This window comes from Streptomyces sp. NPDC039462 (genome assembly GCF_055639375.1).
The window spans coordinates 2,396,491-2,421,666 of the sequence record NZ_JBVKAO010000001.1 but is presented as its reverse complement, the minus strand read 5'-3'; the positions used below and the strand labels follow the sequence as shown (position 1 = coordinate 2,421,666).

At 70.8% G+C, this 25,176-nt stretch carries 22 protein-coding genes; 11 read left to right on the top strand and 11 right to left on the bottom strand.

Annotation, left to right across the window (positions count from 1 at the left end; genetic code table 11):
* Nucleotides 1-117: 117 nt before the first annotated feature.
* From ACZ7LU_RS09980 to ACZ7LU_RS09950, 7 genes are all read left to right on the top strand, one after another.
* Complete coding sequence (locus ACZ7LU_RS09980) at nt 118-843, top strand: alpha/beta fold hydrolase (RefSeq protein WP_468559385.1); 726 nt, start codon at nt 118-120, stop codon at nt 841-843.
* A 51-nt stretch (nt 844-894) separates the two neighbouring features.
* Nucleotides 895-1,749, top strand: a complete 855-nt coding sequence (locus tag ACZ7LU_RS09975) for an alpha/beta fold hydrolase (RefSeq protein WP_471916330.1) — start codon at nt 895-897, stop codon at nt 1,747-1,749.
* A gap of 48 nt (nt 1,750-1,797) precedes the next feature.
* On the top strand, nt 1,798-4,728 hold the full coding sequence (locus ACZ7LU_RS09970) for an FAD-binding and (Fe-S)-binding domain-containing protein (RefSeq protein ID WP_471916329.1): 2,931 nt from the start codon (nt 1,798-1,800) through the stop codon (nt 4,726-4,728).
* Between the two features lie 13 nt (nt 4,729-4,741).
* Nucleotides 4,742-5,581: a fumarylacetoacetate hydrolase family protein gene (locus tag ACZ7LU_RS09965; RefSeq protein WP_471916328.1), complete on the top strand. Its 840-nt coding sequence runs from the start codon at nt 4,742-4,744 to the stop codon at nt 5,579-5,581.
* Nucleotides 5,582-5,655: 74 nt separating this feature from the next.
* Nucleotides 5,656-6,630, top strand: a complete 975-nt coding sequence (locus tag ACZ7LU_RS09960) for a hypothetical protein (RefSeq protein WP_471916327.1) — start codon at nt 5,656-5,658, stop codon at nt 6,628-6,630.
* A gap of 25 nt (nt 6,631-6,655) precedes the next feature.
* Entirely contained in the window at nt 6,656-7,207 is a 552-nt protein-coding gene (locus ACZ7LU_RS09955; protein WP_471916326.1) for a MaoC family dehydratase, read from the top strand.
* Nucleotides 7,208-7,243: 36 nt separating this feature from the next.
* Entirely contained in the window at nt 7,244-8,110 is an 867-nt protein-coding gene (locus ACZ7LU_RS09950; RefSeq protein ID WP_471916325.1) for a helix-turn-helix domain-containing protein, read from the top strand.
* A gap of 51 nt (nt 8,111-8,161) precedes the next feature.
* On the opposite strand, the gene ACZ7LU_RS09945 is transcribed toward ACZ7LU_RS09950, so the two are convergent.
* The 10 genes from ACZ7LU_RS09945 to ACZ7LU_RS09900 all read right to left on the bottom strand — a co-directional run bounded on the left by ACZ7LU_RS09945 (nt 8,162) and on the right by ACZ7LU_RS09900 (nt 20,073).
* Nucleotides 8,162-9,592, bottom strand: a complete 1,431-nt coding sequence (locus ACZ7LU_RS09945) for a vanadium-dependent haloperoxidase (RefSeq protein WP_471916324.1) — start codon at nt 9,590-9,592, stop codon at nt 8,162-8,164.
* Nucleotides 9,593-9,727: 135 nt separating this feature from the next.
* Nucleotides 9,728-10,171 carry a DUF6299 family protein gene (locus ACZ7LU_RS09940; RefSeq protein WP_470976587.1) on the bottom strand — a complete coding sequence of 148 codons (444 nt, stop codon included), beginning with the start codon at nt 10,169-10,171 and terminating at the stop codon, nt 9,728-9,730.
* Between the two features lie 103 nt (nt 10,172-10,274).
* Nucleotides 10,275-11,237 carry a glycoside hydrolase family 6 protein gene (locus ACZ7LU_RS09935; protein WP_471916323.1) on the bottom strand — a complete coding sequence of 321 codons (963 nt, stop codon included), beginning with the start codon at nt 11,235-11,237 and terminating at the stop codon, nt 10,275-10,277.
* Between the two features lie 88 nt (nt 11,238-11,325).
* On the bottom strand, nt 11,326-13,575 hold the full coding sequence (locus ACZ7LU_RS09930) for a glycoside hydrolase family 3 N-terminal domain-containing protein (protein ID WP_471916322.1): 2,250 nt from the start codon (nt 13,573-13,575) through the stop codon (nt 11,326-11,328).
* Between the two features lie 48 nt (nt 13,576-13,623).
* Complete coding sequence (locus ACZ7LU_RS09925; RefSeq protein ID WP_468306772.1) at nt 13,624-14,460, bottom strand: carbohydrate ABC transporter permease; 837 nt, start codon at nt 14,458-14,460, stop codon at nt 13,624-13,626.
* Complete coding sequence (locus tag ACZ7LU_RS09920) at nt 14,457-15,443, bottom strand: carbohydrate ABC transporter permease (RefSeq protein ID WP_471916321.1); 987 nt, start codon at nt 15,441-15,443, stop codon at nt 14,457-14,459. The genes ACZ7LU_RS09925 and ACZ7LU_RS09920 overlap by 4 nt, the downstream gene beginning before the upstream one ends.
* A gap of 5 nt (nt 15,444-15,448) precedes the next feature.
* The gene (locus ACZ7LU_RS09915) at nt 15,449-16,783 is read right to left on the bottom strand and encodes an extracellular solute-binding protein (RefSeq protein WP_471916320.1); all 1,335 of its coding nucleotides are present in this window, start codon (nt 16,781-16,783) and stop codon (nt 15,449-15,451) included.
* A gap of 186 nt (nt 16,784-16,969) precedes the next feature.
* Nucleotides 16,970-18,085 (bottom strand): LacI family DNA-binding transcriptional regulator, encoded by a 1,116-nt coding sequence (locus ACZ7LU_RS09910; RefSeq protein ID WP_468714523.1) that lies wholly within the window; start codon nt 18,083-18,085, stop codon nt 16,970-16,972.
* Nucleotides 18,086-18,162: 77 nt separating this feature from the next.
* Nucleotides 18,163-19,224, bottom strand: coding sequence for a type I phosphomannose isomerase catalytic subunit (locus tag ACZ7LU_RS09905; RefSeq protein WP_471916319.1), 1,062 nt, complete (start codon nt 19,222-19,224; stop codon nt 18,163-18,165).
* A 9-nt stretch (nt 19,225-19,233) separates the two neighbouring features.
* Nucleotides 19,234-20,073, bottom strand: a complete 840-nt coding sequence (locus ACZ7LU_RS09900; RefSeq protein ID WP_471916318.1) for an SDR family oxidoreductase — start codon at nt 20,071-20,073, stop codon at nt 19,234-19,236.
* A 201-nt stretch (nt 20,074-20,274) separates the two neighbouring features.
* Between ACZ7LU_RS09900 and ACZ7LU_RS09895 the strand changes: the two genes are divergently transcribed.
* A complete protein-coding gene (locus tag ACZ7LU_RS09895; protein WP_468714517.1) occupies nt 20,275-20,868 on the top strand; it encodes a DUF6328 family protein in 594 nt (197 codons plus the stop codon).
* A gap of 109 nt (nt 20,869-20,977) precedes the next feature.
* Here ACZ7LU_RS09895 and ACZ7LU_RS09890 read toward each other — a convergent pair whose 3' ends face one another.
* Nucleotides 20,978-21,895, bottom strand: a complete 918-nt coding sequence (locus ACZ7LU_RS09890) for a LysR family transcriptional regulator (protein ID WP_471916317.1) — start codon at nt 21,893-21,895, stop codon at nt 20,978-20,980.
* Nucleotides 21,896-22,039: 144 nt separating this feature from the next.
* Between ACZ7LU_RS09890 and ACZ7LU_RS09885 the strand changes: the two genes are divergently transcribed.
* Genes ACZ7LU_RS09885 through ACZ7LU_RS09875 form a run of 3 tightly spaced genes read left to right on the top strand, consistent with a single transcriptional unit; the run spans nt 22,040 to nt 25,175 of the window.
* Nucleotides 22,040-23,035 (top strand): fumarylacetoacetate hydrolase family protein, encoded by a 996-nt coding sequence (locus ACZ7LU_RS09885; RefSeq protein ID WP_468084833.1) that lies wholly within the window; start codon nt 22,040-22,042, stop codon nt 23,033-23,035.
* Entirely contained in the window at nt 23,032-24,024 is a 993-nt protein-coding gene (locus ACZ7LU_RS09880; protein WP_471916316.1) for a cyclase family protein, read from the top strand. The genes ACZ7LU_RS09885 and ACZ7LU_RS09880 overlap by 4 nt, the downstream gene beginning before the upstream one ends.
* A gap of 23 nt (nt 24,025-24,047) precedes the next feature.
* Nucleotides 24,048-25,175, top strand: coding sequence for an FAD-dependent oxidoreductase (locus tag ACZ7LU_RS09875; protein ID WP_471916315.1), 1,128 nt, complete (start codon nt 24,048-24,050; stop codon nt 25,173-25,175).
* Nucleotide 25,176 lies beyond the last annotated feature (1 nt).

Sequence of the window (25,176 nt, the reverse complement as noted above, 5' to 3'; positions counted from 1 at the left end):
AACCGGCACCGGGGGCGGGACCCGCGACATCTCGCGGTATTTCCCCGACGCCGCCTCACGGCATCCCCGCCGAACACCCGACCCCACCCCACCACCCCATTGATGAGGGAGTTTCCCATGCCCAGTTCCGCCAAGCCGACCGTCGTCCTCGTGCACGGCGCTTTCGCCGACGCCTCCAGCTACGCCCAGGTCATCCCCCGGCTGATCGCCCGCGGCCTGGACGTGGTCGCCCCGGCCGTGCCCAACCGCAGCCTGATCGGGGACGCCGCCTACGTCGCCTCCGTCGTCCGGCAAATCCCCGGTCCGGTCGTCCTGGTCGGCCACTCCTACGGTGGCGCGGTCATCACCGTCGCCGGTACCGAGGACAACGTCAAGGCACTGGTCTACCTGGCCGGTTACGCCCTGGAGAAGGGCGAGAGCCTGGGCGAGCTGCAGGGCCGCTTCCCGGACAGCGACCTCGCCGCCGCGCTCGTCTACACCCCTTTCCCCATCGAGGGCTCGGCGACGCCCGGCACCGACGTGTCGGTCCGTACCGACAAGTTCCCCGCCATCTTCGCCGCCGACGTCGACCCGAAGCTGGCCGCCGTCCTCGCCGTGTCCCAGCGACCGCTGGCCGCACAGGCCTTCGCCGACGCCGCCCCGGCCGCGGCCTGGAAGACCAAGCCGTCCTGGGGCCTGGTCGCGTCGTCCGACCACACCATCAACCCCGACGTGGAGCGCTACGGCTACCAGCGCGCCGGCATGACCACCGTCGAGGTCGACTCCTCCCACCTGGTGATGCTCGCCCACCCCGAGCGCGTCGTCGACCTGATCGAGGAAGCCGTACAGGCCACCTCCAGCTGACGCCGCACCCGCCCCTTCGCAGATCCTCCACCCCTCCCAGAGAGCTGAACGATGAACCCACCGATCTCCCGCCGCACCGTCACCGTGTCCCTCTTGGCCGGCGCCGCCGCCCTGGGAACCGCCGGTGCCGCCCAGGCCGCACAGCCGGCCACGGCCGACCGCCCCGCCGACCGGTACGGGCGCCCGGCCGCGCCCACCGTCGTCCTGATCCACGGCGCGTTCGCCGACGCCTCCAGTTGGAGCGCGGTCGTCGAACGCCTGCAGCACCAGGGCCACCGCGTACTGGCACCGGCACTGCCCCTGCGCGGACTGGCGAGCGACGCCGCCTACATCCGCAGCGTGCTCGACAGCGTCACCGGACCGATCGTGCTGGTCGGGCACTCCTACGGCGGAGCGGTCATCAGCCAGGCCGCGGCCGGCCACCCGCGGGTCAAGGCACTGGTCTACGTCGCCGCGTTCGTGCCCGACGTCGGGGAGAGCGCGCTCCAGCTCACCGACAAGTTCCCCGGCAGCACGCTGGGACAGGCGACCGCCACGCAGTACTACCCGCTGCCCGACGGCGGGCAGGGAGAGGAACTGGTCATCAAGAAGGACCTGTTCCGCAAGCAGTTCGCGGCCGGTGTACCCCGGCAGACCGCCCAGGTCATGGCCGCGGGACAGCGTCCGATCACCCTGGCGGCCCTCCAGGAACCGGCCACCGCGGCCGCGTGGAAGAAGATCCCCAGCTGGTACCTCGTGGCCACCGAGGACCGCAACATCCCGCCGGCCGCCGAGCGTTGGATGGCCAAGCGTGCCCGCGCCCACACGGTCACCGTCCGCGCCCCGCACGCGGCCGCGGTGAGCGATCCCGGCCCCGTCACCGGCCTGATCCTGCGCGCGGTCCACTCCGTCCGCTCCCACCACTGACCGTACCCGCCCCCGGACGACATACCCCGCCATGGAAAGGAGAGCCGTATGGCCCTGCTCGATCCGGAACCGGGAAAGCTGCGCCCGCGGCAGACCCGCCCCCCTGCCACCGACCGGGTGCCCGACGAACGGGCCTCGGGTGCTCCCGAGGCCCTGCGGGACGACCTGATCCGCCTGCTGGGCTCCCACAAGGTGCTGCACACCCTGTCGGACCTGGTGAAGTACGCCTCGGACGCCAGCCCCTACCGCTTCGTGCCCCAAGTGGTCGTGATCGCCGAGAACGTCGAGGACGTGGCCGCGGTGCTGCGGTACGCCCACGAGCAGGACCGCGAGATCGTCTTCCGGGCGGCCGGGACCTCGCTCAACGGCCAGGCCCAGGGCAAGGACATCCTGGTCGACGTGCGCCGCCACTGGACCGGGGTCGAGGTGCTGGACGGCGGGAAGGAAGCCAGGATCGGGCCGGGTACCACCGTGGGACGCGCCAACATCACCCTGTCCCGTCACGGCCGGCTGCTGGGCCCCGACCCGGCGAGTTCCAGCGCCTGCACCGTCGGCGGGGTGGTCGCCAACAACGCCTCGGGCATGACCGCAGGAGTCACCCGCAACTCCTACCGCCTGCTGTCGTCCCTCACTGTGGTCCTGCCGTCCGGCACAGTCGTCGACACTGCGGATCCGGACGCCGACGCGCGCCTCCGGGAGGCCGAGCCCGAGCTGTGGGCGGGGCTGCTGTCGCTCAAGGGCGAGATCGAGGCCGACACCGAGTTGGTCGCCCGGATCCGCGCGAAGTACGCGTTGAAGAACACCAACGGCTACCGTCTCGACGCCTTCCTGGACGGCTCCACCCCCGTTCAGATCCTGCGCGGGCTGATGGTCGGCTCCCAGGGCACGCTCGGCTTCATCGCCGAGACGGTGTTCCGGACGGTCTCCCTGGACCGGCTCACCCACACGGCGCTGTTGTTCTTCCCCGACCTCGCCGCCGCCGCGGCCGCGGTACCGCTGTTCAACGACGCCGGAGCCCGCGCCGTGGAGGTGATGGACGGCAACACTCTCCGTGCCTGTGCGAGCGTCGAGGGAGTCCCCGCCGACTGGGCCGACATCCCAGGGGACACCGCGGCACTCCTCGTGGAGTTCCGCGCCCCGGACGCGGCGGCCCGCGAGGCCTACCGGCAGGCAGCCGCCGCTGTCCTGGCGAACCTGACGCTGGTGGCCCCGGTGGCTTCCGTCACCAACCGCTTCGTCGAGGACCCGGCCACGATCCGGACGTACTGGCACGCCCGCGAGGCGTTCATGACGGCGGTCGGCAAGGCACGGCCCGCCGGGTCCACGCTGATCACCGAGGACTTCGCGGTACCGCCCGCCCGTCTGGCCGAGGCGTGTGAGGCCCTGGCCGAGCTGCAACGCCGACACGGCTTCGACGCCGCGGTCGCCGGCCACGGGGCCCACGGCAACCTGCACTTCCTGCTCGCCTTCGACGCCGCCCGTCCGGAGGAGGTCGAGCGTTACGCCGACTTCATGGACGAGTTCTGCACCATGGTGGTACGCCGGTTCGACGGCTCGCTCAAGGCCGAGCACGCCACCGGCCGCAACATGACGCCGTTCCTCGAAGCCGAGTGGGGCGCCCGTGCGACCAGGTTGATGTGGCAGGTCAAACAGACCCTTGACCCCGCGGGGGTACTCGCCCCCGGCGTGGTCCTGAACCGCGACCCCGAAGCCCATCTCCAGGGACTCAAGACCATCCCCACCATCGAGGCGGTCGCCGACCCGTGCATCGAGTGCGGCTTCTGCGAGCCCGTCTGCCCGAGCCGCGACCTCACCACCACGCCGCGTCAACGGATCGTCCTGCGGCGCGAGATGCTGCGCCAGCCCAACGGCTCCGCCGCCCTGGAGAGCCTCCTTGAGTCCTACGGATACGACGCGGTCGACACCTGCGCCGGCGACTCGACCTGCAAGACGGCCTGCCCCGTCGGGATCGACACCGGCGCCATGATGAAGGCGTTCCGCCACCAGCGGCACTCCGAGCGGGAGGAACGGAACGCGGCCCGGGTCGCGGAGCGGTTCTCCCTCGTGGAGTCATCGGTCAGGACCGCCCTCGGCATCGCGGACCATGTCGGCGACCGGGTCCTGGGACGCGTCACCTCCGCCGCCCGCAAGGTGGTCTCGCCCGACCTGGTGCCGGAGTGGATTTCCGCCGTACCGTCCCCGGCGCGTACGCAACTGCCCGGCACGGACCGCGGGACAGCCGTTGCCGTCTACTACGTCGCCTGCGTCAACCGAATCTTCGCGGGACCCGACGGCGTGGCCGGGCCCACCCTGCCCGAGGCGATCGTCGAGGTCTCCCGGCGTGCCGGGCGGCCGGTGTGGATACCGTCGGACATGGCCGGTTCGTGCTGCGCCACCATCTGGCACTCCAAGGGGTACGACGACGGAAACACCGTCATGGCGAACCGCATCGTCGAGCGGGCCTGGGAGTGGACCGACGCCGGACGCCTGCCGCTCATCGTCGACGCGTCGTCCTGCACACTCGGCATCGGGCAGGAGGTCACGCCGTATCTGACGGCCGAGAACGCGCGCAGGCACCGCGCTCTCACCGTGGTGGACTCCGTCGTCTGGGCCGCCACCGAACTGCTGCCGCACCTCGACGTCACCGACCCGATCGACAGCGCGGTGCTCCACCCCACCTGCTCCATGCGTCACCTGGAGGACGTCGACCAGTTGCGGGCCGTCGCCGAGTTCATCGCGCGGGACGTCAGCGTGCCCGTCTACGCGGAGTGCTGCGGCTTCGCCGGTGACCGGGGGCTGCTGCACAAGGAACTGACCGAGGCGGCGACAGCACACGAGGCAGCCGAAGTCTCCTCGGGCACGTTTGACGCCTATCTGTCGGCCAACCGCACCTGCGAGCTCGGCATGGAGCACGCCACGGGCCGCCCCTACCAATCCGTGCTGCTCGCACTGGAACGTGCCACCCGACCTTCCACCTGACAGGGAGCGCGCCTTGCGCATCGCCCATCTCGCCGGCCGACTGGTCGTGATCACCCACGGCCTGGCAGCCGACGTGCACACCGCCAGCGGCGGCCTGTTCTCCTCCGACCCACAGGCGGTCTACTCCCGTTGGGACGAATTCCGCACCTGGGCCGCCCGGGCCGACCTCGACGGCGTCCCCTTCGACCCCGCGGACCTCGGTGCGCCCGCGCCGGCCCCGCGCCAGCTCTTCGCCATCGGGCTCAACTACAGGGAGCACGTCGTCGAGGCCGGATTCACCACGCCCGAGGGCATGCCACCGGTCTTCACCAAGTTCGCGACCGCTCTCACCGGCCCGGTGACCGAGGTGACGCTGCCACGGGACAGCCACACCGACTGGGAGGTGGAGCTGGTGGTGGTTGTCGGCAAGGAAGCGCGCCGGGTGCCCGAAGCCGACGCCTGGGACCACGTCGCGGGCCTGACGGTCGGCCAGGACATCTCCGAACGTGTCCTGCAGATGGGCGGCCCTGCCCCCCAGTTCAGCCTCGGCAAGTCCTACCCGGGCTTCGCCCCGACGGGCCCCTGGCTGGTGACCCCTGACGAGTTCGATGACCCCAACGACCTGGAGTTGACCTGCGCCGTCAACGGTGAGGAGGTGCAGCGTGGCCGTACCCGGCAGCTGATCTTCTCCGTGCCGGCCCTCGTCGCCAAGCTGTCCGATGTGCTGCCGCTGCTGCCGGGAGACGTCATCTTCACCGGCACACCGGCCGGTGTCGGCCTCGGCCGCACGCCTCAGCGTTGGCTGTCCGTCGGCGACGAGCTCGTCAGTGCCGTCGAGGGCATCGGCGAACTCCGACAACGGTTCGTCGCCTGACCCTCTGCGAGTTCCGGCGTTTCCCGCGTTTCCCGTAATCGAACACCCATCGAAGACAAAGAGAAGAGACCCCCATGCCCGGATTCCTGACAGGCACGCGCACCCGCCTCCTGGCCTCCGCCGTCGCGGCGGCGCTCACCATGACTGCGGCCGGCGCCACGGCGGCGGCCACCGCCGCCCCGAAGCCGCACGTGCGCTTCGTGGCCCACCTGAACATGGCCGACGGACAGCGCCCGGAGAACATCACCCTGGAGCCCGGCGGCAGTGCCGTCGTCACCTTCGCCTACAGCCGTCAAGTGGCCCGCGTCCACCGCGACGGCCGCGTACAGGTCCTCGCCACTCTCCCCAAGCCCCCGGCCGGCGCGGAGACCCCTGCCCTCTCCTCGCCCTTCCTCGGCGGCATCGTCCGTGCCCATGACGGAACCCTGTACTTCCTGTACGCCACCGGCAGCAGCGACCTGACCGGACTGTGGCGTCTGCGCCCCGGCGGCACCCCGCAGCGCATCGCCGCGCTCCCGGCCGACGGCCTGCCCAACGGCCTGGCCCTCGACCGGCACGCGGGCCGACTGTACGTGGCCGACTCGGTCCTCGGCACGGTGTGGCGGGTGCCCGTCACCGGGGGCAAGCCCGCCCGCTGGGCCACCGCACCCGAACTGGCCGCCACCGCGTTCCTCGGAGCCAACGGCATCAAGGTCCACAAGGGGGCGGTCTGGGTGTCCAACCTGGACAAGGGCACCGTGCTGCGCATCCCCGTCACCCGGTACGGCGCCGCAGGCCGCGTCGAGACCCGGGCCACCGGCCTGACCAACATCGACGACTTCGCGTTCACCGGCCCCGGCACCACGCTCCTGGCCGCGATCAACGCGGACAACGAGGTGGCCCGCGTCAGGCCGGACGGCAGCCACACCGTCGTACTGACCGGCGCCGACGGCCTGGAGAACCCGACCTCGCTCGCCGTGCGCGGCAACAAGGCCTACATAGCCAGCGGCGCCTACTTCACCAACAACGACCCCAACCTCTTGGCCGCCCGGATCAGCTCGGCCCGCTAGAGACCCCTACGAGAGGACAGAGTCGATGACCCAGCAGGACACACGGCAGGCACCAGTCACCGAGCCGCCCGAGTTCGACCCCGGAACATTCCTGGTCGTCCCGGCCAGAACCTTCGAGGACCTACGCGTCGGTGAAGTCTTCCGAGCCCCCAGCCGCACCCTGACGGACGCTCACGCCGCGGCCTTTCAGACCGTCTCCGCGGACAATCACCCAGTGCATTACGACGCCGAATGGGCACGCAAGCACGGGCACTCGGCACCGGTGGTGCACGGCCTGCAGGTGCTCGCCTTCACCGCGCCGGGCGCCACCCTGTTCCCCCACTTCATCGGAGAGGTGTTCATCAGCTTCCTCGAACTGTCCTGCACCTTCCTGGCCGAAGTGCACTCCGGAGACACCCTGTACCCGGCGCTCACCATCACCGGCCTGGAGCATCAGGACGACAACGGGGTCGTGGTCACCGCGGCCACCATCCACAACCAGCGCGGCGAGCTCGTGCTGTCCGGCCGGCACAAGTACCTGCTGCGGCGGCGAAGTGAGGAGGCGACGTTACGTACGGCAGACCAGTCGGCCGACTGATGCGTCCGTCCCCGGCGCGAAGGCACGCTTGCCCACATGTCAGCAATCTTTACCGGGCCGCAGATGCGTCGTCGACAAGTGACCGGCACGGACGGCCTCGGCTCGCTGCGGGCCTCCGTGCTGTGTTCCGACGACAGGCAGACGGCCGTCCCGCCCTGGCTGTCGGAGGCCGGCCACGAAGATGTCCTGTACGTCGCCCTGCATGTCCACGGTTCAGTCGCGGTCTGTCACGACGGAGGCGACGCCTTCCTGCAACCGGGTGACATGGTCTTCTGCGACACGCGGCTGCGTGACGCCCCTCGCTTCGGCGAGCGGTTCCGGCTGACGGTCTTCCGTGTGCCGCGACGCCACCTGGAGGTCGCCGAGTCCGATCTGCGCCGGGTCATGGGGGCGCCTCTCCGCTGCGGAGACGGTGTGGGAGCGCTGGTGTCGAGCTTTCTCTCCGCGCTCGCCGCTGAGACGGCGTTCCACCAGACGCACATCGGCCACCGGCTCGCCCGCAACGCCGTGGATCTCCTCGCCGCACTCGTCACGGAGTTCGTCGAGGAGGAGCGCGCCGACGCCTCAGGCGTCGGTGCGCAGACGACGCTCTCACGCATCCGGACCTTCATCGAGCTGCACCTCGCCGATCCGGACCTGTCACCGGAGTCGATCGCGCGCGCCCACCACATCTCCGTCCGCTATCTGCACAAGCTCTTCCGGAGCGAGGGCACGACAGTGAGCCGGCTCATACGGCTGCGCCGACTCGAGGCCTGCCGATACGAGCTGAGCCGGGCACCGGAGCGCAGGCTCGCCGTCGCCGCCGTGGCGCACCGTTGGGGTTTCGCCAGCGCGTCACACTTCAGCCGGGTGTTCCGGGCCACCTACGGCATGTCGCCCACGGAGTGGCAGGCGTCGGCGTGACGGCAGCCGGTCGTCGTGCCGACCGGCTGCCCGACAGGCCGAGGCCGAGCCTCAGAGCTTGCGCAGCTTGGTCGTGAAGACGTGGTTGGCGATCTTGTCGCCGAGTACGAGGCCGTCCTCGGCGTCCCACGGGAAGTGGACGCCGAGCCAGACCCGGCTCTGGGCGTCCTCCTTGGCAGCCTGGCTGAAGCTCGTGAACGAGCGGGACTTGATCGGGGACTGCGGTTCGTCGGTGGTCATGGTGAAGGCGATGTCGTCGTTGCGGAAGTAGCGCTTCATCACGCCGGCCCAGGCGGCGCCGAAGGTGGCGTGTCCGGAGGCCCAGGCCGGGAAGCACGGCGTGACGTTCACGCCTGCGCGCGTCTTGAGCAGGGGCTTCCACTCGCGGTCCAGGCCGCTGTCGCGGATGGCGGAGACCGGCCGCCACAGGTCGATCTGGGTCAGGAACTTCACGTCCCGCACCGCGATCCCCGCGTCCGCCATCGCGATGGAGACGAGTGCGAACAGACGGGCGTTCTCGTACGTGTTGAGCTTCTGCTGGGTCGCGACCTCACGGGTGGCCTGGAGCAGCTGCCCCGGCGGCTTGTACGTGCCGTCCTCGTCGTTGGCCCAGAACCAGGCCACCGCTTCCTGCTCCGTGGTGCGGTTGATCTCGGGGGTCTTGGCGGTGGGCCCGTCGGCGCCGGCCTTGCGCACCACTTCGACCTGCTGCTTGTAGGCGTCGCTGGCCAGCAGCTTCTCGTAGGTGCCGTACAGGCCGGGGGTCGGCGGCCGGAACTGCGAGCCCGAGGTCAGTGCGAAGGGTTTGACCTGCCCCCAGAACGGGGTCACGGCCTGGCTGGCCTGGGTACAGCTGGGGTCGACCATGTCGGGGTAGCTGGTGGGCCGCCAGGCGCCGGGCTTGTTGTCCGCGACGTACTTCTCGTCGTTGTCGGATCCGTCGGCGTTACGGGCATCCCGCATCTGCTTGACCATCGGCCCGACGATCGTCGTGTCGAGGAGGTCGAACCCGGTCGGCTCGGTGCCGAAGCGCTCGCGGAACCGCGCGTCCAGGTAGTGGGTCTGCCCCGGGTAGAGCCCGAGCAGGATGTTGTAGGCCGTCCGTCCGACGACCCGCTCCTCCTCGTCAGGCCCCTCGACCCAGCCCGCGTACTTCTCGGCGCGTATGTAGGGCTCGGAGGTGATCTTGCCCTTCCACTTGAGCTGGTAGGAGGACTCCGCGTCGTAGATGGCGGCGTTCAGCATCGCGGCGGACCTGGCCATCGGGCCGGGGCCGCCGCCCTCTCTTCGTACGACCTCCATGAGCACGTCGTTCCAGTAGTGCACCGGGTCCGCGATGGTCTGCGGCGGCAGCGCCGCATGGGCTTGCTGCGGCACCGCGGTCAGCGTGGTGCTCGCGGCGGTCAGCGCCACGGCGACCACCAGAGCCCGGCGCCAGCGCGCCGTCCGCTTGTCGTAGCCGGTCCGTATGTGCGCGGTCATGGTCAATCCCCCTGGGGCGGTCCGTGTAGAGCTCCACCGGAGCGGTGGCGGCGAGATCCTCGCCCCCGCGCACCGGCGGCACGGACCGCTCCCGGCGGAATGTCCGGCCCCGGCCAGGTGGTTGTCCGAAACCCGTCAGACGCGGACGAGGGTGACGTCCTGCCGCCCAATCGCGTGGAACTTCGGCAGCGGAAGGCCGCTGCGGGTGTCCAGCTCCATCACGGTCGCCTCGACATGAGCCGCGCCCGGTGCCAGCTTGGATGTGGTACGGCCGCTGTTCTGCCAGCGGTGCTCCGCGCCGTCGCAGACCGCGCGAGTGCCGCCGATGCCGTGTCGGACAACGGCGGAACTCTGGCGCACCGAGGAAGACACGAAGACCGGGCCCGCTCCACCCGAACAGCGGTAGGTGCCGGAGAGAGTGACGGTGCCGTCCGCGGCGAGCCTGCCGGTCGGGTCCACGGTCACCGTCTCCCCGGGGAGCCGGGGAATCCGGGGGTCGGCGAACGCGTCGGTGGCCGGGGCGGTGAGCAGGAGCAGGGCGGTGCCGATGGACGTGGCGGTGACCTGGCGCAGGGACATGGGAATTCCTCATGGCGTAGGGGCGCTCGGAACGAGGAGTTCCACATATACCCGGATGCCGTCCGCCCGGGCATGATTGACCCGGCTTGCGTCGTGTCCCTGATCAGTAGCCGTAGATCATCTTGTAGGCGGCCTCGGGAAGGAACTGGCCGGCCGAGGAGCCGGCTCCGACGCCGCAGTCGCCGTCGGACTCACCCGGGACCTTGATCCACAGGAGCATTTCCGCGCCACCGCCCAGCTGGGTGGGGGTGCCGATACGGCGACCCGCGGGGTTGCACCACTGGCCGTTGGAGCCGTTGCCGTTGCGGCTCGTGTCCACGACGAACGGCTTGGTGTAGCCGTAGCGGGCCTTGAGTTCACTGTTCACGGCGTTGCCGTACGCGGTGTTCTCGGCCGTGGTCAGGTAGTTGGAGACGTTGAGCGAGAAGCCGTGGGCCTGTCGGACACCGGCTTCATGGAGGCGCCGGGCCATGGTCGCGGCGCTCGCCCAGGCCGGGTTGCCTGCGTCGAGATAGACCCAGGTGTTGGGGGCCCTGCGGCTGAACTCGGTGAGCGCGCCGGTGAGCATGACCTCGCGTTCGTCGATCTGGGCCTGGGTCATGCAGCCGTAGTCCCCGAGGGAGTCCGGTTCGAGGACGACGACGGCCGGGCGGTCGGCGATGCCGCCCGCGAACCGGGCGATCCAGTCCGCGTAGGCGGCCGGCGAGGCGGCTCCGCCCGCGGAGTGCCCGCCGCAGTAGTCGCGGTTGTAGATGTTGTAGGCGACGAGGAGGGGCAGCTTGTCCCGGGCATCCGCCGCGCCGACGTACGCGCCGGTGGCGGTGCCGATGCTGCCGCTCCACGAGCCGAACCAGCGGGCCGTCGGGGTGTTGGCGATGGAGGCGTTGATGGCAGGCGCCCGGCCGTCACCGGGGTTGGCGGCGACCCACCGCTTCGCGCTCGAGTCGGGGTCCACGTAGAACCCGTTGGTCATGGTCGTCGGGTCGGCCGCGTGGGCCGGTGCGGCGGCGAGCGCCAGCGGCAGTGAGAGGAGCGCTGCCCATAGAGCGTGCAGTCTGCGGCGCATGACGGTACCTCGGCTTTCTGTCAGGAATGCGGCGGACGGTCGGTGGTGAACAGCTATGGACATGCGGAGCGGCTGTTTCCCTCCGCGGCTACTTGACCCGCGTCTCGCACGACATCCGGCGCTCGTGCCCCACCTCGCGCACCGGTCCGGTCAGGGTGAGCGGCACGGTGTGGTGGACATGGGCGCTGGAGGCGGCGATGCGCAGTTCGAGGGCGCCGGGTTCGACGACGCGTCGGCCGTCGGCGCCGGTGTACGCGGCGAGGTCGGCGGGGAAGGTGACGTGCACCTCGGCCGACGTGCCGGCCTCCAGGGGCACCCGGGCGTAGCCGACGAGGCGGACCTCGGGGCGGGCGACGGTGCCGACCGGGTCGTGCAGATAGAGCTGGACGACTTCGGTTCCGGGACGGTGGCCGGTGTTGCGGACGGTCAGCCGCAGCGCGGTCTCGCCGTCGGTGGCGAACTCCGATGTGTCGCACAGCGGTTGGCTCCAGCTGAACGTGGTGTACGACAGGCCGTGCCCGAACGGGTACAGGGGTGTCGGGTCCACGGAGCTGGGGAAGCCGTGCCGGCCGAGCGGCGGTGCGAGGTACGGCGCGGGCTGACCGCCCGGGCTGCGCGGCACCCCGACGGGCAGGCGCCCGGAGGGGTTGACGCGGCCGGACAGGACGCCCGCGACGGCGCCGCCACCCTCCTGCCCGGGGAAGAACGCCTGGACCACGGCGGCGGCCCGGTCGGCCCAGCGGCCGAGTGCGTACGGTCTTCCGCTGAGTACGACGATGACGACCGGCACTCCGGAGGCCATCGCCTCGTCCAGTATCTCCCCCTGGTCGTAAGGGAGTTGGAGGTCCTCGGCATCGCAGCCCTCGCCCGAGGAGCCGCGGCCGAACAGGCCCGACCGGTCTCCCACGACGGCCAGGCAGACGTCGGCCGCCGCCGGATCGTCGACGAACACGGCGTCCGGGAACTCGGCGCGCAACGCCTCGGCGAGCGTCGGCACCTGGACACCGGTGGGCAGCTCGGGATGGTGCACGCCCACGTGCCGGGGGAACGTGTAGCAGCCGAGCATGGCGGCCTGCTCGTCGGCGAGCGGACCGACGACGGCGATGCGCGGACCGGCACCCAGCGGCAGCACCTCGGAGTCGTTGGCGAGCAGGACGACCGACTCCTCGGCGACATTGCGCGCCAGTTCCCGCAGGTGCGGGGGGTTCAGGTCGACCGTCTCTCCGTCCGTGCCAGGCACCCCGTCCATGACGGGCTCCCAGTCGGGGTCGAGCAACCCCAGTTCGCACTTCTGCGTGAGGACACGCAGTGCGGCACGGTCGAGCAGGTCCTCGGGCGGCGGGTCGGCGGGGTCGAAGCAGCGCGCCGCCGGCAGCTCCACGTCGACACCGGCCGCGAGCGCGAGCCGTGCGGCGCGGCCCTCGTCGGCGGCGATCCGGTGCGCCTCGTCGAGGAGCGACACGCCGTAGTAGTCCGACACCACGGTTCCGGTGAACTGCCATCGCGTACGCAGGAGTTGTGTGAGCAGTCCGCCGTGGGCGTGGACGGGCAGGCCGTCGACGTCGTTGTAGGCGGGCATCACGGAGCGGGCACCGCCGTCGCGTACCGCCATCTCGAACGGCGGCAGGATCACGTCGGCGAGCTCCCGCGGGCCGAGCGAGGCGGGCGCGTGGTTGCGGGCGGCGCGCGAGGCCGAGTACCCGGCGAAGTGCTTGAGCGTGGCGACGATTCCCGCCGACTGCAGGCCGCGCACATACGCGGTGCCGATGGTGCCGACGAGGTAGGGGTCCTCGCCGATCGTCTCCTCGGTCCGGCCCCAGCGCGGATCCCGTGCGACGTCCAGGACCGGGGCGAGCCCCTGGTGGACGCCGACGGCCCGCATCGACGCACCGACGGCCTGCGCCATCTCGGTGATCAGCGCGGGGTCGTAGGTGGCACCCCAGGCCAGCGGCGTCGGAAGGACGGTGGCCTGCCAGGCGGTGAACCCGGTCAGGCACTCCTCGTGGGCGATCGCGGGCAGGGCGAACCGATTGCCGGCACGGATCGTGCGCTGCAGTTCGGCGAGGCGGGCGACGCCCTCGGCGGGTGCGACGGGCACGGTGCCGAAGGGCCGGGTGAGGTGGCCGAGACCGTGGGGCAGCAGGGCGTCGAGGGCGGCGCTGCGGGCCGCATAGGTGTGCTGGCCGGGGGCGACGTCGGAGGCTCCGCCGCCGTCGGACTCTGCGCCGATCCATACGCTGGTCAGCTGGGCGGTCTTCTCCTCGGCGGTCATCCGGGCGAGCAGGTCTGCCGCCCTGACGTGGGCGGGCAGGGTGGTGTCCTGCCATGGCTCGACCATGGAACTCCTCAAGTACGTGGTGGGACGGGCGTGTTCGCGGCTGTGGACTCAGCCTTTGGTGGCGCCCGTGGTGATGCCCCCGATCAACTGCCGTTCGGCGACCGCGTAGAACGCGAGGGCGGGCACCATGGCGAGGACGAGGTAGGCGAAGACGCGGGCGATGTCGGTGCCGTACTGGCCCTGGAACTGCTGGACGCCGATGGGGATCGTCCACCAAGTCTGTTCGCTGAACACCAGTAGCGGGAGCAGGAAATTGTTCCAGCTGCCGACGATGGCGAGGATGGACACGGTGCCGAGTGCGGGCCGTGCCATGGGCAGCAGGATCCGCCAGAAGAAGCCGAACGCGGAGCAGCCGTCGAGGGTGGCGGCCTCCTCCAGTTCGCCGGGGATCTCCCGGAAGAAGCCGCGCAGGATGACGATGGTCATGGGCAGTCCGAACGCGGCCTGCGGCAGGATCACGCCCCAGGGGTTGTCGAGCAGCCCGAAGGTGCGCAGCAGGACGAACAGCGGCAGGATCGCCACGGCGAACGGGAACATCAGCCCCACGGCGAAGAGCGTGAAGAGCACCTCCCGGCCACGGAAGGCGAAACGGGCGAGCGCGAAGGCGGCGAGGGCCGCGGCGCCCACCGTCAGCACGGTCGTGCCGACGGCGATCAGCGTGGAGGCGCCCAGCATGCGCCAGAACGAACCGGAGGCCAGCACGTCGGTGTAGTTGGACGTCACCCACGGCGAGGGCAGGCCGAAGGTGTTGCGGGAGAGCTGGTCGGTGGACTTGAACCCGGAGACGAACGCGTACAGGAGCGGCGTGACCATGACGGCGCCGACCAGCCACAGCGTCACGTACAACGGCACAGAGCGCAGCTTCCTGCGCACGCCCGCGCTCATCGGGAGGCTCGCATGGTGGTGAGGGCTCCTTGGGTGTCGCGGCGCAGCACGGAGCGCTGGTAGATGAGGGCGAAGACGAGGCTGATGAGGAACATGGCGATGCTGATCGCGCTGGCGTAGCCGATCTGGTAGCGCTTGAAGCCGAACTGGAACATGGTCACGGCCATGGTTTCGGAGTGGTGGTCGGGGCCGCCCTGCGTGACCACCCACACCAGGTCGAAGAGCTGGATGGCGCCGATCACAGAGAGGAAGACGCTGATGCGGATCGTCGGCCCGAGCAGCGGCAGGGTGATGTGACGGAAGCGCTGCCAGGGGCTCGCGCCGTCGATGCGGGCCGCCTCGTGCAGTTCGGCGGGGACGCCCTGCAGCCCGGCCAGGTACAGCATCATGTGGAATCCGAAGTACTTCCATGTCATGACGAGGAACAGCGTCGGCAGCACGTGGTCCTGGTCGGCGAACCACAGTCCGCCGAGGCCGTCCAGGCCGACCGAGCCGAGCACCTTGTCGGCGAGCCCGTCGTCCGGCGCGAAGATCATGGAGAAGAGGACGCCGGTGACGACCTCGGACAGGACGTAGGGGGCGAAGAACAGCACTCGGTACAGGGCCCGTCCGCGCAGTTTCCGGTTGAGCAGCACGGCCATGCCGAGCGCGAACGGCAGCTGCACGCACACCGAGAACAGTACGAGCAGCAGGCCGCGCCACAGGTCACCGAGGAAGACCGAGTCGTGGATGAGCCGGCTGTAGTTGTCGAGGCCGACGTAGTCCGAAGGGGACCCGAATCCGCCCCAGTTGAAGAGGCTGACGTAGAGGGCGTACAGGATCGGGGCGAGCACGAGCGCGCCGAACAGGAGCAGGGCGGGCAGGGTGAAGCAGAAGGCGGTCAGCCAGTCGGCGGCCCTGCGGGCCATCGGCCGGCCAGGTCTCGGCTCCGGCTGCCGCGGTGGGGCGGCGGGTTCGGGGGCTTTCACGTACGTGGAGGTCATGTCGGTCACTGGCTCTTCGCGACCTGGGTGATCGAACGGGCCACCTGCTCAGGGGACTTGGACCCGGCGATCAGGGCGGCGACCGAGTCGTTGATCTCCTGGCCGACGGCGGGCGGGTACGCCTGGTCGAGGTAGAGCTGGAAGCCGGTGGCCTTGTCGACGGTGTCGGAGACGAGCTTGAGATTGCGGTCGGTCAGAGCGCTCGTCGCGTCCTTGACGACCGGCATGATCGAGGCCTCCTTCACGAGGATGCGGTCGGATTCGGCCGCCATGAAGAACCGCAGGAAGTCGACGGCCGCCTCGGGCGCGCCCTTGCGCACCGCGTAGCCGCCTCCTCCGCCGAAGACGTCAGTGAGGGCGCCCTTGCCGCCGGCGACCGCGGGGAACGGGAAGAACCCGAGGTCCTCGCCGATGCCCTTGCCCGCGTCGGCCTGCGCGACGGGCGCCCACTGGCCCATCAGCTCCATCGCCGCCTTGCCGTTGCCCATGGTGGCCGCCTCGCCGTTCGGCGTGGCGTACGCGGCACCGAGGTGGCCCTTTTGGAACGGCCGGAGCGAGACGAGTTCCTCGAGGTGCTCACCCGCCTTGACGAAGTCGTCGCCGGTGAAGTCCTCGGCGTCAGCGGCCTTCCGCATGCCGTCGACTCCGGCGATCCGCATGGACAGGTAGGCCCAGTAGTACATGCCGGGCCACTTCTCCTTGCCCGCGAGAGCGATGGGGGTGAGCCCGGCGCTCTTCAGCTTCTCGACCGTGTCGAGGTAAGCGGCCCAGGTGGCGGGCGGCGCCTCGATGCCGGCCTCGGCGAACAGCGCCTTGTTGTACCAGAAGCCCACCGCCCCGATCTCGAAGGGCACGGCGTACGTCTTTCCCTCGATTTCGTACGGCTTCAGCGAAGCCGGCATGAGCGTGTCCGCCCAGGGCTTGATGGACGGGGTCAGGTCCTCGACGAGACCGGCGTCGACCTGCTGTTCGAGCACGCCGCCGCCCCAGGTGTGATAGATGTCCGGCAGTTTTCCGGAACTGGTCAGCGCCGTCATCTTCGACTTGTAGGCGTCGTTCTCCATCGTGACGAGCTTGATGCGCACATCGGGGTGCTCGGCCTCGAACGCCTTGGCCCGCTCGGGCCAGACGGATTTCGACGGCTCCGTGGTCTGGATGTTCCACCACTCCACGACGGTCCTGCCCTCGCTGTCGGTGGTGGTGGACCCGGAGTCCGAGCAGGCGGAGAGGCCGGCCGCGCCCAGTCCCGCCGCTGACGCGGCCCCCAGGAACCGGCGGCGGGAGAGAGCTGATGACGCGGCGCCGGACGCGGACGTGACGGCTCGGTCGAAGGCTGGCATGGCGCACCTTCCGGAATAGTTCCGAGAATTATCGGTAGATGGCCATGGAAGTTACGGGCATACGTCGGGGGCGTCAACGGCCCTGACAGAAACGGGCGTTGACGCCCCCGGTGTGTGCTGTTCCGCTAGGCGGGGCGTGGTTCTGCTGTGCGGGGCGCTGTTTCGCTGTGCGGGGCGCCGTTCCGGCTATGCGGGGCGCGGTGGCGCGGTGCTCGCGCGGACCACAAGCTCGGTCGCGAGTTCCACCCGCGGCGACGCCAACTCGACGTCCCGCGCGAGGTCGAGCAGCATCCGCGCCGCCACCTTGCCCATGTCGGACAGGGGTTGCCGGACCGTCGTGAGGGGCGGCGACGACCAGCGCACCTCCGGCAGGTCGTCGAAGCCGACGACGCTCATGTCCTCCGGCACCCGCAGGCCGCGACGGCGCAGTGCCTCGATCGCGCCGAGCGCCATCTGGTCGCTCGCGGCGAAGATCGCGGTCGGCGGTTCGTCGAGGTCCAACAGCCGCCCGGCGCCGGTGAATCCGGACTCGTGGTAGAAGTCACCGGGCACCACGAGCGCGTCGTCGACGGCGGCCCCGGCCACGTCGAGCGCGGCCCGGTAGCCGTCGAGCCGGGCCCGTGAGCACAGCAGTCGCGGCGGGCCCTCGATGAAGCCGATGCGCCGGTGCCCGAGCTGGAGCACGTGCTCGGTCGCCGCCATCCCGCCTGCCCAGTTCGTGGCGCCGACGGTCGGCGCCTCGGTGGCGGGGGACCCGGCCGGGTCGATCACCACCAACGGCACGCCCAGCCTGCGCAGTTCGTCGTGGAGGCCCGGTTCGAGCACCGACGTCACGAGGATCACCCCGTCGGAGGCGCGGGCCCGCAGATTGGTCATCCACTGTCGCGCCGCGCCCGCCCGGTCGTGGATCGCGGAGACCACCGTGCCGACACCCGCCTCGTGTGCGACCTCCTCCACACCACGGATGATCTCGACGGCCCACGGGCTGTCCAGGTCGTTGAAGACCAGGTCGAGCAGTGCCGCCCGGGCCCCGGGCGCGGACGCCCGACGCCGGTAGCCGTGCCGGTGCAGGAGGTCCTCGATGCGGGCGCGGGTCGCGGACGAGACGTCCGAACGTCCGTTGACGACGCGTGAAACGGTCGGCACGGACACGCCGGCTTCCCGGGCGATCTCGGCGATCGTCACCTTCGCCGCCCCGTCCGGGCCCCGCGTGCCCGTCTTCCGCTGGGTGCCTGTACTGCGCTGGGTGCCTGTCTTGCGCTGAGTGGCTGCCTTGCGCTGAGTGCCTTCCCCGGCCACCATCCCCACCTCCCCGTCACTGGACACCCGGAAAGTCCGGGCGCCTTCCGGAAACCGTAAGACATCCGGATGGTGTGAGGTCAGGAGAGGTCTTCGCCGAGCGTGGCCACGACGTGCGGCCCGTGGCCCGCGGCTGCCAGGGGGCGGCGGATGTCGCGTTCGAGGTCGGGCAGGTAGCCGACGAGTACGTCGGCGGGGCCCTGGACGCGCACTTCCCCGAGGGCGGCGGGCAGCGGCACCGTCTGTGCCCGGCCCAGCTCCAGCGCCTCACCGGCGCAGGTCACGGTGGCCGGCGCTCCCGCGTTGCTGAGGATGTGCGCGGTACCGAAGCCGTGGTCGAGCACGGCTCCGCTCCGTACACGCCAGCGTTCCAGGGCGAAGTACGGGCCGGCGCACAGGAACACCCGGTCGACGCCGTCGTCGAGGGGAAGGCGCAGCCCGGGTACGAAATCCGGTCGGCGGTCGGGCTTCCACTGCTTTAGTAGCGCTTCGATGTTGGCGTGCCACTCTTCGTCGGAGAGCGCGGCCCCGTCCTCCATGCGGTGCCGCATCGCGTGCTCCTGGAGGTCGGAGGTCTGCTCGATCTCGTAGACGAGCGTGCCGGGACCGAAGCTGTGCAGGGTGCCGGCCGGGACGTACAGGGTCTCCCCGGCACGCACGGGCAGGCGGCGCATCACGGCGTCGAAGTCCTGTGCCAGCAGCGCGCGTCGCAGCTCCTCCCCCGTGACGCCCGGCCGCACGCCGACCAGGGCGGTGGCGCCCGGCTCGGCTTCGAGGATGTGCCACGCCTCGGTCTTGCCGTTCGGCTCGCCCTGACCGCGCGCGGCGCAGTCGTCGGGATGCAGGTGCACCGGCAGGGGGCCCGCCGCGTCGATGAACTTCGTCAGCAGGGGAAAGCGTCGCCCGCGCCAGCCCCGGCCCACCAGACCCTCCGGGTCCCGCTCGGTCAGCTCGCGCAGTGTGCTGTCGCGCAGCGGCCCCTCCCGTACGCGCGACTCGTCGCCGTCGACATCGCTGACCTCCCACGTCTCGGCGATCCGGCCCGGGGGCAGACCGGTACGCCCGAGCCGGTCCGGAATGGTCCGGCCGCCGAAGAGGTGCTGTTTGACCGGCGTGGTGAGCCGCAGCGGGTACCAGTCCATGGCGGCCGCCTACAGGATGGGCTGTCCGCCGGTGACCGCGATGCGGGCCCCGGAGACGTAGCTGCCTTCGTCGGAGGCGAGCATGACGTACACCGGCGCCACTTCGGCTGGCTGGCCCGGCCTGCCGAGCGGCACGTCCTGCCCGAAGCCCTCCACCTGTTCCGCCGGCATGGTCGAGGGGATGAGCGGTGTCCAGATCGGGCCCGGCGCGACACTGTTCACCCGGATGCCCTTGTCCGCGAGGAGTTGGGACGCGGCCCCGACGAAATTGGCGATGCCCGCCTTGGTGACGTCGTAGGGCAGCAGCTGCGGCGGAGGCATGTCGGAGTTGACGGAGGTGGTGGCGATGATCGACGCCCCCGGCCGCATGTGCGGAACGGCGGCCTTGCACAGGTGGAACAGCGCGCTGAGGTTCACCGCGAGCGTGTGGTCCCACTCCTCGTCGGGGATGTCCTCCAGGGTGTCGCGGGTCATTTGGTACGCCGCGTTGGACACGAGGACGTCGATACGGCCGAAGGTCTCCGCCGCCGTCCGCACCACGGCGCGGCAGTGCTCCGGGTCCGCGAGGTCGCCGGGGACCAGAACCGCCTTGCGGCCGGCCTCCTCGACCCACCGTGCCGTGTCGCGGGCGTCCTCGTGCTCGTCGAGGTAGGAGATCAGGACGTCGGCGCCCTCGCGAGCGAAGGCGATGGCCACGGCTCGTCCGATGCCGCTGTCCCCTCCGGTGATCACGGCGCTCTTGCCGGACAGCCGGCCGGAGCCGCGATAGGTCTCCTCGCCGTGGTCGGGCCGGGGACGCATCTGTCTGGTGGTACCGGGCGGGGACTGCTGCTGCGGGGGCTGTTTCACCAGGTTCTCCTGCCGATGACGTGCGAAGGACCGCCCCTACGGGGGGTGCCGGTCCGCGTTCTCCTAGCGTGTAGCCGCTCACGGACATTTCTATGCATAAGGTCCTGGGGGCGCGCCGTCTGGGCCGGCCCTCCCGAACATCGGGCCTGCTTGGAAGGGATCGGACGGGGCATCCGGTTTCCCTGGGAACGGGAGGATGCCATGACCATGACCGAGCGACCGGTCGAGCCGGCGGACGAGGACGCCGTCTGCTGTCCGCGCCACCACAGTGACGGCTCGGGGAGCGGCGGTGCCGAAGCGCCGGAGTCCGCGCGCGACCGGGTCAATCGACGCTGGAACGAGATTCTTCAGGAGACGCGCGTCGCCCAGACGGGCGTGCAGATCCTCTTCGGATTCCTGCTCAGCGTGGCGTTCACCCCTCTGTTCCGGGAGCTGGAGACGTTCGACCGCGTCGTCTATGTCGTCACCGTCGTCCTGGGCGCCTCGGCCACGGGATCGTTGATAGCCCCTGTCTCCATCCACCGCTTTCTGTCCGGGCAGCGCATGAAGGACGAGGTGGTGCAGACCGCGGGGCGCCTGATGATGTGCGGCATGGTCCTCCTCGCGCTGACCATCGGCTGCACGCTCCTGTTGATCCTGCGCATCGTGGTTCCCGGCCCACTCGCCGAGGCACTCGTCGGCGGTGTCATGCTGTGGTTCGCCATCTGCTGGTTCGCGCTGCCGCTGCGTTTGCGCCACCGCGCCGCTCGGCGGACGACGCGGCCGCGCGAGGACGGAGGCACGGCTTCGTCGTGACGGAGGCACAGCTTCGTCGTGACGGAGGCACGGCTCCGTCCTGACGGAGGTACAGCTCCGTCTGACGGAGCGGCTGCCGTTGCCGCGGCGGTCGTCGCGTTCCGCGCGGTCATCTCCCCGGGGCGTCGGCCAGGCACCCGCCGACGCGGGCCGCCGTCTCCCGGAGCCATATGTGTGCCGCGTCGTGGGTGTGTACGGGGTGCCACCACAACGCCTCCCGCAGGGGCACCGCCTCGTACGGCGGCTCCACCACGCGCACGGCGGCGAGCGGCGCGAGGAGCCGGGCGAGGCGGGCCTGGATCAGGGCGATGCGCTGGGTGCCCGCGACCAGCAGCGGCATGATCTGGAAGCTCTCGACGGACACCTCGACCCGGGGTTCGATGCCCAGCATGCCGAGCTGCCGGACGGCCGGTGCGTCGTAGGTGCGTTGATAGGTGACCCAGGGCAGGCGGGCCAGGTCCTCGTGGGTCAGCCGGTCGTCGATGCTCGGATGGTCGTCGGCGACCAGGAACACCCACCGGTCCTGGTAGAGGTCGGTGGCCGGGAAGTCGCTGATGACGCCGTGCGGCATGAGCAGTCCGTCGATGGTGCTCAGCAGGGTGTCCGTGGCGTCCACCACGGTGGTCGGGGTCTGCGCGAAACGCAGCCGGATGCCGGGAGCCTCCTCGTGCACGACCCGGGCGAGTTCGGCGCCGAAGACGGCCACCGCATAGTCGGACGCCACCAGTGTGAACTCGCGGCTCTCCCTGGCCGGATCGAAGTACGCCTGGCTGGCGAAGAGGCGCTCCAGCAGGTCGTACGCCGTGGACACGCGGGCCAGGAGCACCTGGCCGAGAGCGGTGAGTTCGTAGTGGCCGCCGACCCGGGCCAGCAGGTCGTCGTCGAAGTGACGGCGCAGGCGGGACAGCGCCGCACTCATCGCCGGCTGGCTGAGGCCGACGCGCTGCCCGGCACGGGTGACGTTGCGCTCCTCCAGCAGAGCTCGCAGGGCGACGACGAGATTGAGATCCAGGCGACTGAGATTCACGGGCGCATTCCCTAGCTGCTTCGCTGCCTGTACGGCGATGACCTGCGGACATTCACCGTGTGGATGCCAGCCATCCACAGAATCTATTTCCATGATCGCGGGCGGCGGGTCCAGATTAGTGCCATCGCAATCAGGAGGACATTCGTGAAACCTGAAGCCGCGTCCGCTCTCTTCGCCGGACCCTTCGCGCTGGCCACCCTTTCCGCCCCTGGGGAGCCGGTCTTCCCCGCTCTCGTCACCCCCGACGCGCAGGTGATCGACGTGCGATCCGCCCTCGGCGACGCCGAGTTGACCATGAGGGGGGTCCTGGAGCGCTGGGACGCGGTGGTGCCGCGGCTGGCGGCGCTGGCCGACGACAAGGCCGCCCGGCGCGAGCCGCTCGCGGGGTTCCGGGTGCACGCGCCGGTCGAGCCGCGTCAGGTGTTCCAGTCCGGCGCGAACTACCGGCAGCACGTCATCGACCTGCATGTCGCGCACCGGGCGCCGGGCGACGACCGTGCGGAGGAGGAGCGGCGCGCCGAGGCCGCCGAGATCATGGACCGGCGTGCGGCCGAGGATCTGCCGTACGTGTTCATCGGCCTGCCGAGCGCGATCACGGGCCCGTACGACGACGTGGTCCTGCCGGCCTGGGCCGAGAAACCGGACTGGGAGCTGGAGTTGGCGGCCGTGATCGGGCGCCCCGCCCACCGGGTGCCGGTGGAACAGGCGTTGGAGTACGTCGCCGGGTACACGATCGCCAACGATCTGACCGACCGCGCGACCGTCTTCCGCCGGGACATGCCGCAGATCGGCACGGACTGGCTGCGAAGCAAGAACGCGCCCGGCTTCACCCCGCTGGGCCCGTGGATCGTGCCCGCCGCATCGATCGCCGACCCGGGTGACCTGCGCCTGACGCTCAAGCTCAACGGCGGGACCATGCAGGACGAGTCCACCAAGGACATGCTCTTCGACGTGGCCCGCATGGTCTCGTACGCCTCTCGAACCGCCCGGCTCCTCTCCGGCGACCTGGTCCTGACGGGCTCCCCGGCCGGCAACGGCATGCACTGGGGGCGGTTCCTGCGCGACGGCGATGTCATGGACGGCGCCATCTCCGGCCTCGGTGCCCAGCGCACCCGCTGCGTGGCGGAGGTGACGTCGTGACCTCGGGCCCCACCACCCCGCAAGACCCCCCGGACCGCACCGACCCGGAAGGCGCGATCGCTGTGGCGGCCAAGTCGTTCTCGAACTGGGGGCGTTGGGGTGCCGACGACCGCCTCGGCACCCTGAACTTCCTGGACGAGGCCAAGCGGCGCGAAGGCGCGGCGCTCGTGCGGCGCGGCGTGAGCTTCTCCCTGTCCCAGCGCTTCGACATGGACGGCCCTCAGCGGGGCTGGCGCCGCCGCACCAACCCCGTGCACACGATGCTCGACACCGGCACGGACGCCGCGCTGGCCAACCAGGGCTTCCCGCACGGGCACGGCGGCTCCGACGACGTGATCTCCATGCCGCTGCAGTGCTCCACCCAGTGGGACGGCCTCGGCCACATCTTCGATCACGGCATCGCCTGGAACGGCCGCGCCGCCGAACAGGTCGTCACCTCCGCCGGGGACCAGGTCACCGGCATCGAACATATGGCGCCGCACATCGCCGGACGCGGCGTCCTGCTGGACGTGGGCCGTGTCCTCGGCGACGCCGACGGCGAGCTGCCCGACGGGTTCGCCGTCACGGAGGAGCACCTGGAGCGGACGGCCGCGGCCCACGGTGTGCGGGTCGGGCGCGGCGACCTCGTCATGGTGCGCACCGGGCGGCTCGCGCGTGCGCGCCGCGAGGGCTGGGGTGAGTACGCCGGCGGGGCGGCGCCCGGCCTGTCTTTCGCCTCCGCGGGTTGGCTGCACCGCACGGAGATCGCCGCGATCGCCACCGACACCTGGGGCTTCGAAGTGCGGCCCAACGAGTTCGAGCACGCCTTCCAGCCCCTGCACCAAGTCGCCATCCCCCATATCGGGCTGCTCATCGGCGAGATGTGGGACCTGGACGGACTCGCCGAGGACTGCGCGGCCGACGGCGAGTACGCGTTCTGGCTCACCGCCGCGCCGCTGCCCATCACCGGCGCCGTCGGCTCCCCCGTCAATCCGGTCGCCGTCAAGTAGGGCGAGCACCCAAGGAGTTCTGCATGAACCACCCCCGCACGGTCCTCGTCGTCGGCGGCGGCGCGGCCGGCAACGCCGTGACGATCCTGCTGCGCCGCGCCGGTCACACGGTGGACCTGATCGAAGCCAAGGACGACTGGAACGCCACCGCCGGATCCGGCATCACCCTCCAGGGCAACGCACTGCGCGTCCTGCGTGAACTCGGCGTCTGGGAACAGGTGGAGGCGTCCGGTTTCGGCTTCGGCTCGATCGGCATCGTCGCGCCCGACGGCACGGTCCTGCACGTGCAGGACGACCTGCGCACCGGCGGCGACGAGCTGCCCGCCACCGTCGGCATGCAACGCCCCCGGCTCCAGCGGATCCTCAGCGAGGCGGTGCGCGCGAGCGGCGCGTCGGTCCGGCTCGGCACCACCGCCGAGATCCTGGGCCAGGACGCCGACGGCGTCTCCGTCCGGCTCTCCGACGGCTCCGAGGCCCGCTACGACCTGGTGATCGCAGCCGACGGCCTCGGTTCGGCGACCCGCGCCGCGATCGGCGTCACCGCCAAGCCCGAACCCACCGGCATGGCCATCTGGCGCGTCGCGGCACCGCGCCCGGCCGGCGTCACCCGCGCCGACATCGTCTACGGCGGCCCCGCTTATATCGCCGGTTACTGCCCCACCAGCGACACCACCCTGTACGCCTTCGTCGTCGAGGCCAACCGCGACCGCGCCGCCCTGCCCCGCGAGACGTACGCGGACGAGATGCGCCGGCTGGCCTCGGCCTACGGCGGCCGCTGGCCCGAGATCACCGAGCACATCACCGACCCGGCGAAGGTCAACTACACCTGGTTCGACCGGCTGCTGGTCGAAGGCTCCTGGCACCGCGGCCGGGTCGTCCTCGCCGGTGACGCCGCCCACTGCTGCCCGCCCACCCTGGCCCAGGGCGCCGCCCTGTCCCTGGAGGACGCCTGGGTCCTCGCCCAGACACTGACCGGGTCCGACACATGGGACGACGCGCTGTTCCAGGCGTACTACGAGCGGCGGATCGCCCGCGTCCGGCCGGTCGTCGAGGCTTCCGTCCAGATCGGACAGTGGCAGCTCGACGGGGTGCGCGGCGACGTGCCCGGCCTCATGGCCCGCACCATGACCATGCTCAGGGAACTGCCGTGAA

What these genes read in the sequence shown, in the direction of transcription:
- ACZ7LU_RS09980 (WP_468559385.1), top strand. Translation starts at nt 118, where the DNA reads ATGCCCAGTTCCGCCAAGCCGACCGTCGTCCTCGTGCACGGCGCTTTC.
- ACZ7LU_RS09975 (WP_471916330.1), top strand. Translation starts at nt 895, where the DNA reads ATGAACCCACCGATCTCCCGCCGCACCGTCACCGTGTCCCTCTTGGCC.
- ACZ7LU_RS09970 (WP_471916329.1), top strand. Translation starts at nt 1,798, where the DNA reads ATGGCCCTGCTCGATCCGGAACCGGGAAAGCTGCGCCCGCGGCAGACC.
- ACZ7LU_RS09960 (WP_471916327.1), top strand. Translation starts at nt 5,656, where the DNA reads ATGCCCGGATTCCTGACAGGCACGCGCACCCGCCTCCTGGCCTCCGCC.
- ACZ7LU_RS09955 (WP_471916326.1), top strand. Translation starts at nt 6,656, where the DNA reads ATGACCCAGCAGGACACACGGCAGGCACCAGTCACCGAGCCGCCCGAG.
- ACZ7LU_RS09950 (WP_471916325.1), top strand. Translation starts at nt 7,244, where the DNA reads ATGTCAGCAATCTTTACCGGGCCGCAGATGCGTCGTCGACAAGTGACC.
- ACZ7LU_RS09945 (WP_471916324.1), bottom strand. Translation starts at nt 9,592, where the DNA reads ATGACCGCGCACATACGGACCGGCTACGACAAGCGGACGGCGCGCTGG.
- ACZ7LU_RS09940 (WP_470976587.1), bottom strand. Translation starts at nt 10,171, where the DNA reads ATGTCCCTGCGCCAGGTCACCGCCACGTCCATCGGCACCGCCCTGCTC.
- ACZ7LU_RS09935 (WP_471916323.1), bottom strand. Translation starts at nt 11,237, where the DNA reads ATGCGCCGCAGACTGCACGCTCTATGGGCAGCGCTCCTCTCACTGCCG.
- ACZ7LU_RS09930 (WP_471916322.1), bottom strand. Translation starts at nt 13,575, where the DNA reads ATGGTCGAGCCATGGCAGGACACCACCCTGCCCGCCCACGTCAGGGCG.
- ACZ7LU_RS09925 (WP_468306772.1), bottom strand. Translation starts at nt 14,460, where the DNA reads ATGAGCGCGGGCGTGCGCAGGAAGCTGCGCTCTGTGCCGTTGTACGTG.
- ACZ7LU_RS09920 (WP_471916321.1), bottom strand. Translation starts at nt 15,443, where the DNA reads ATGACCTCCACGTACGTGAAAGCCCCCGAACCCGCCGCCCCACCGCGG.
- ACZ7LU_RS09915 (WP_471916320.1), bottom strand. Translation starts at nt 16,783, where the DNA reads ATGCCAGCCTTCGACCGAGCCGTCACGTCCGCGTCCGGCGCCGCGTCA.
- ACZ7LU_RS09910 (WP_468714523.1), bottom strand. Translation starts at nt 18,085, where the DNA reads ATGGTGGCCGGGGAAGGCACTCAGCGCAAGGCAGCCACTCAGCGCAAG.
- ACZ7LU_RS09905 (WP_471916319.1), bottom strand. Translation starts at nt 19,224, where the DNA reads ATGGACTGGTACCCGCTGCGGCTCACCACGCCGGTCAAACAGCACCTC.
- ACZ7LU_RS09895 (WP_468714517.1), top strand. Translation starts at nt 20,275, where the DNA reads ATGACCATGACCGAGCGACCGGTCGAGCCGGCGGACGAGGACGCCGTC.
- ACZ7LU_RS09875 (WP_471916315.1), top strand. Translation starts at nt 24,048, where the DNA reads ATGAACCACCCCCGCACGGTCCTCGTCGTCGGCGGCGGCGCGGCCGGC.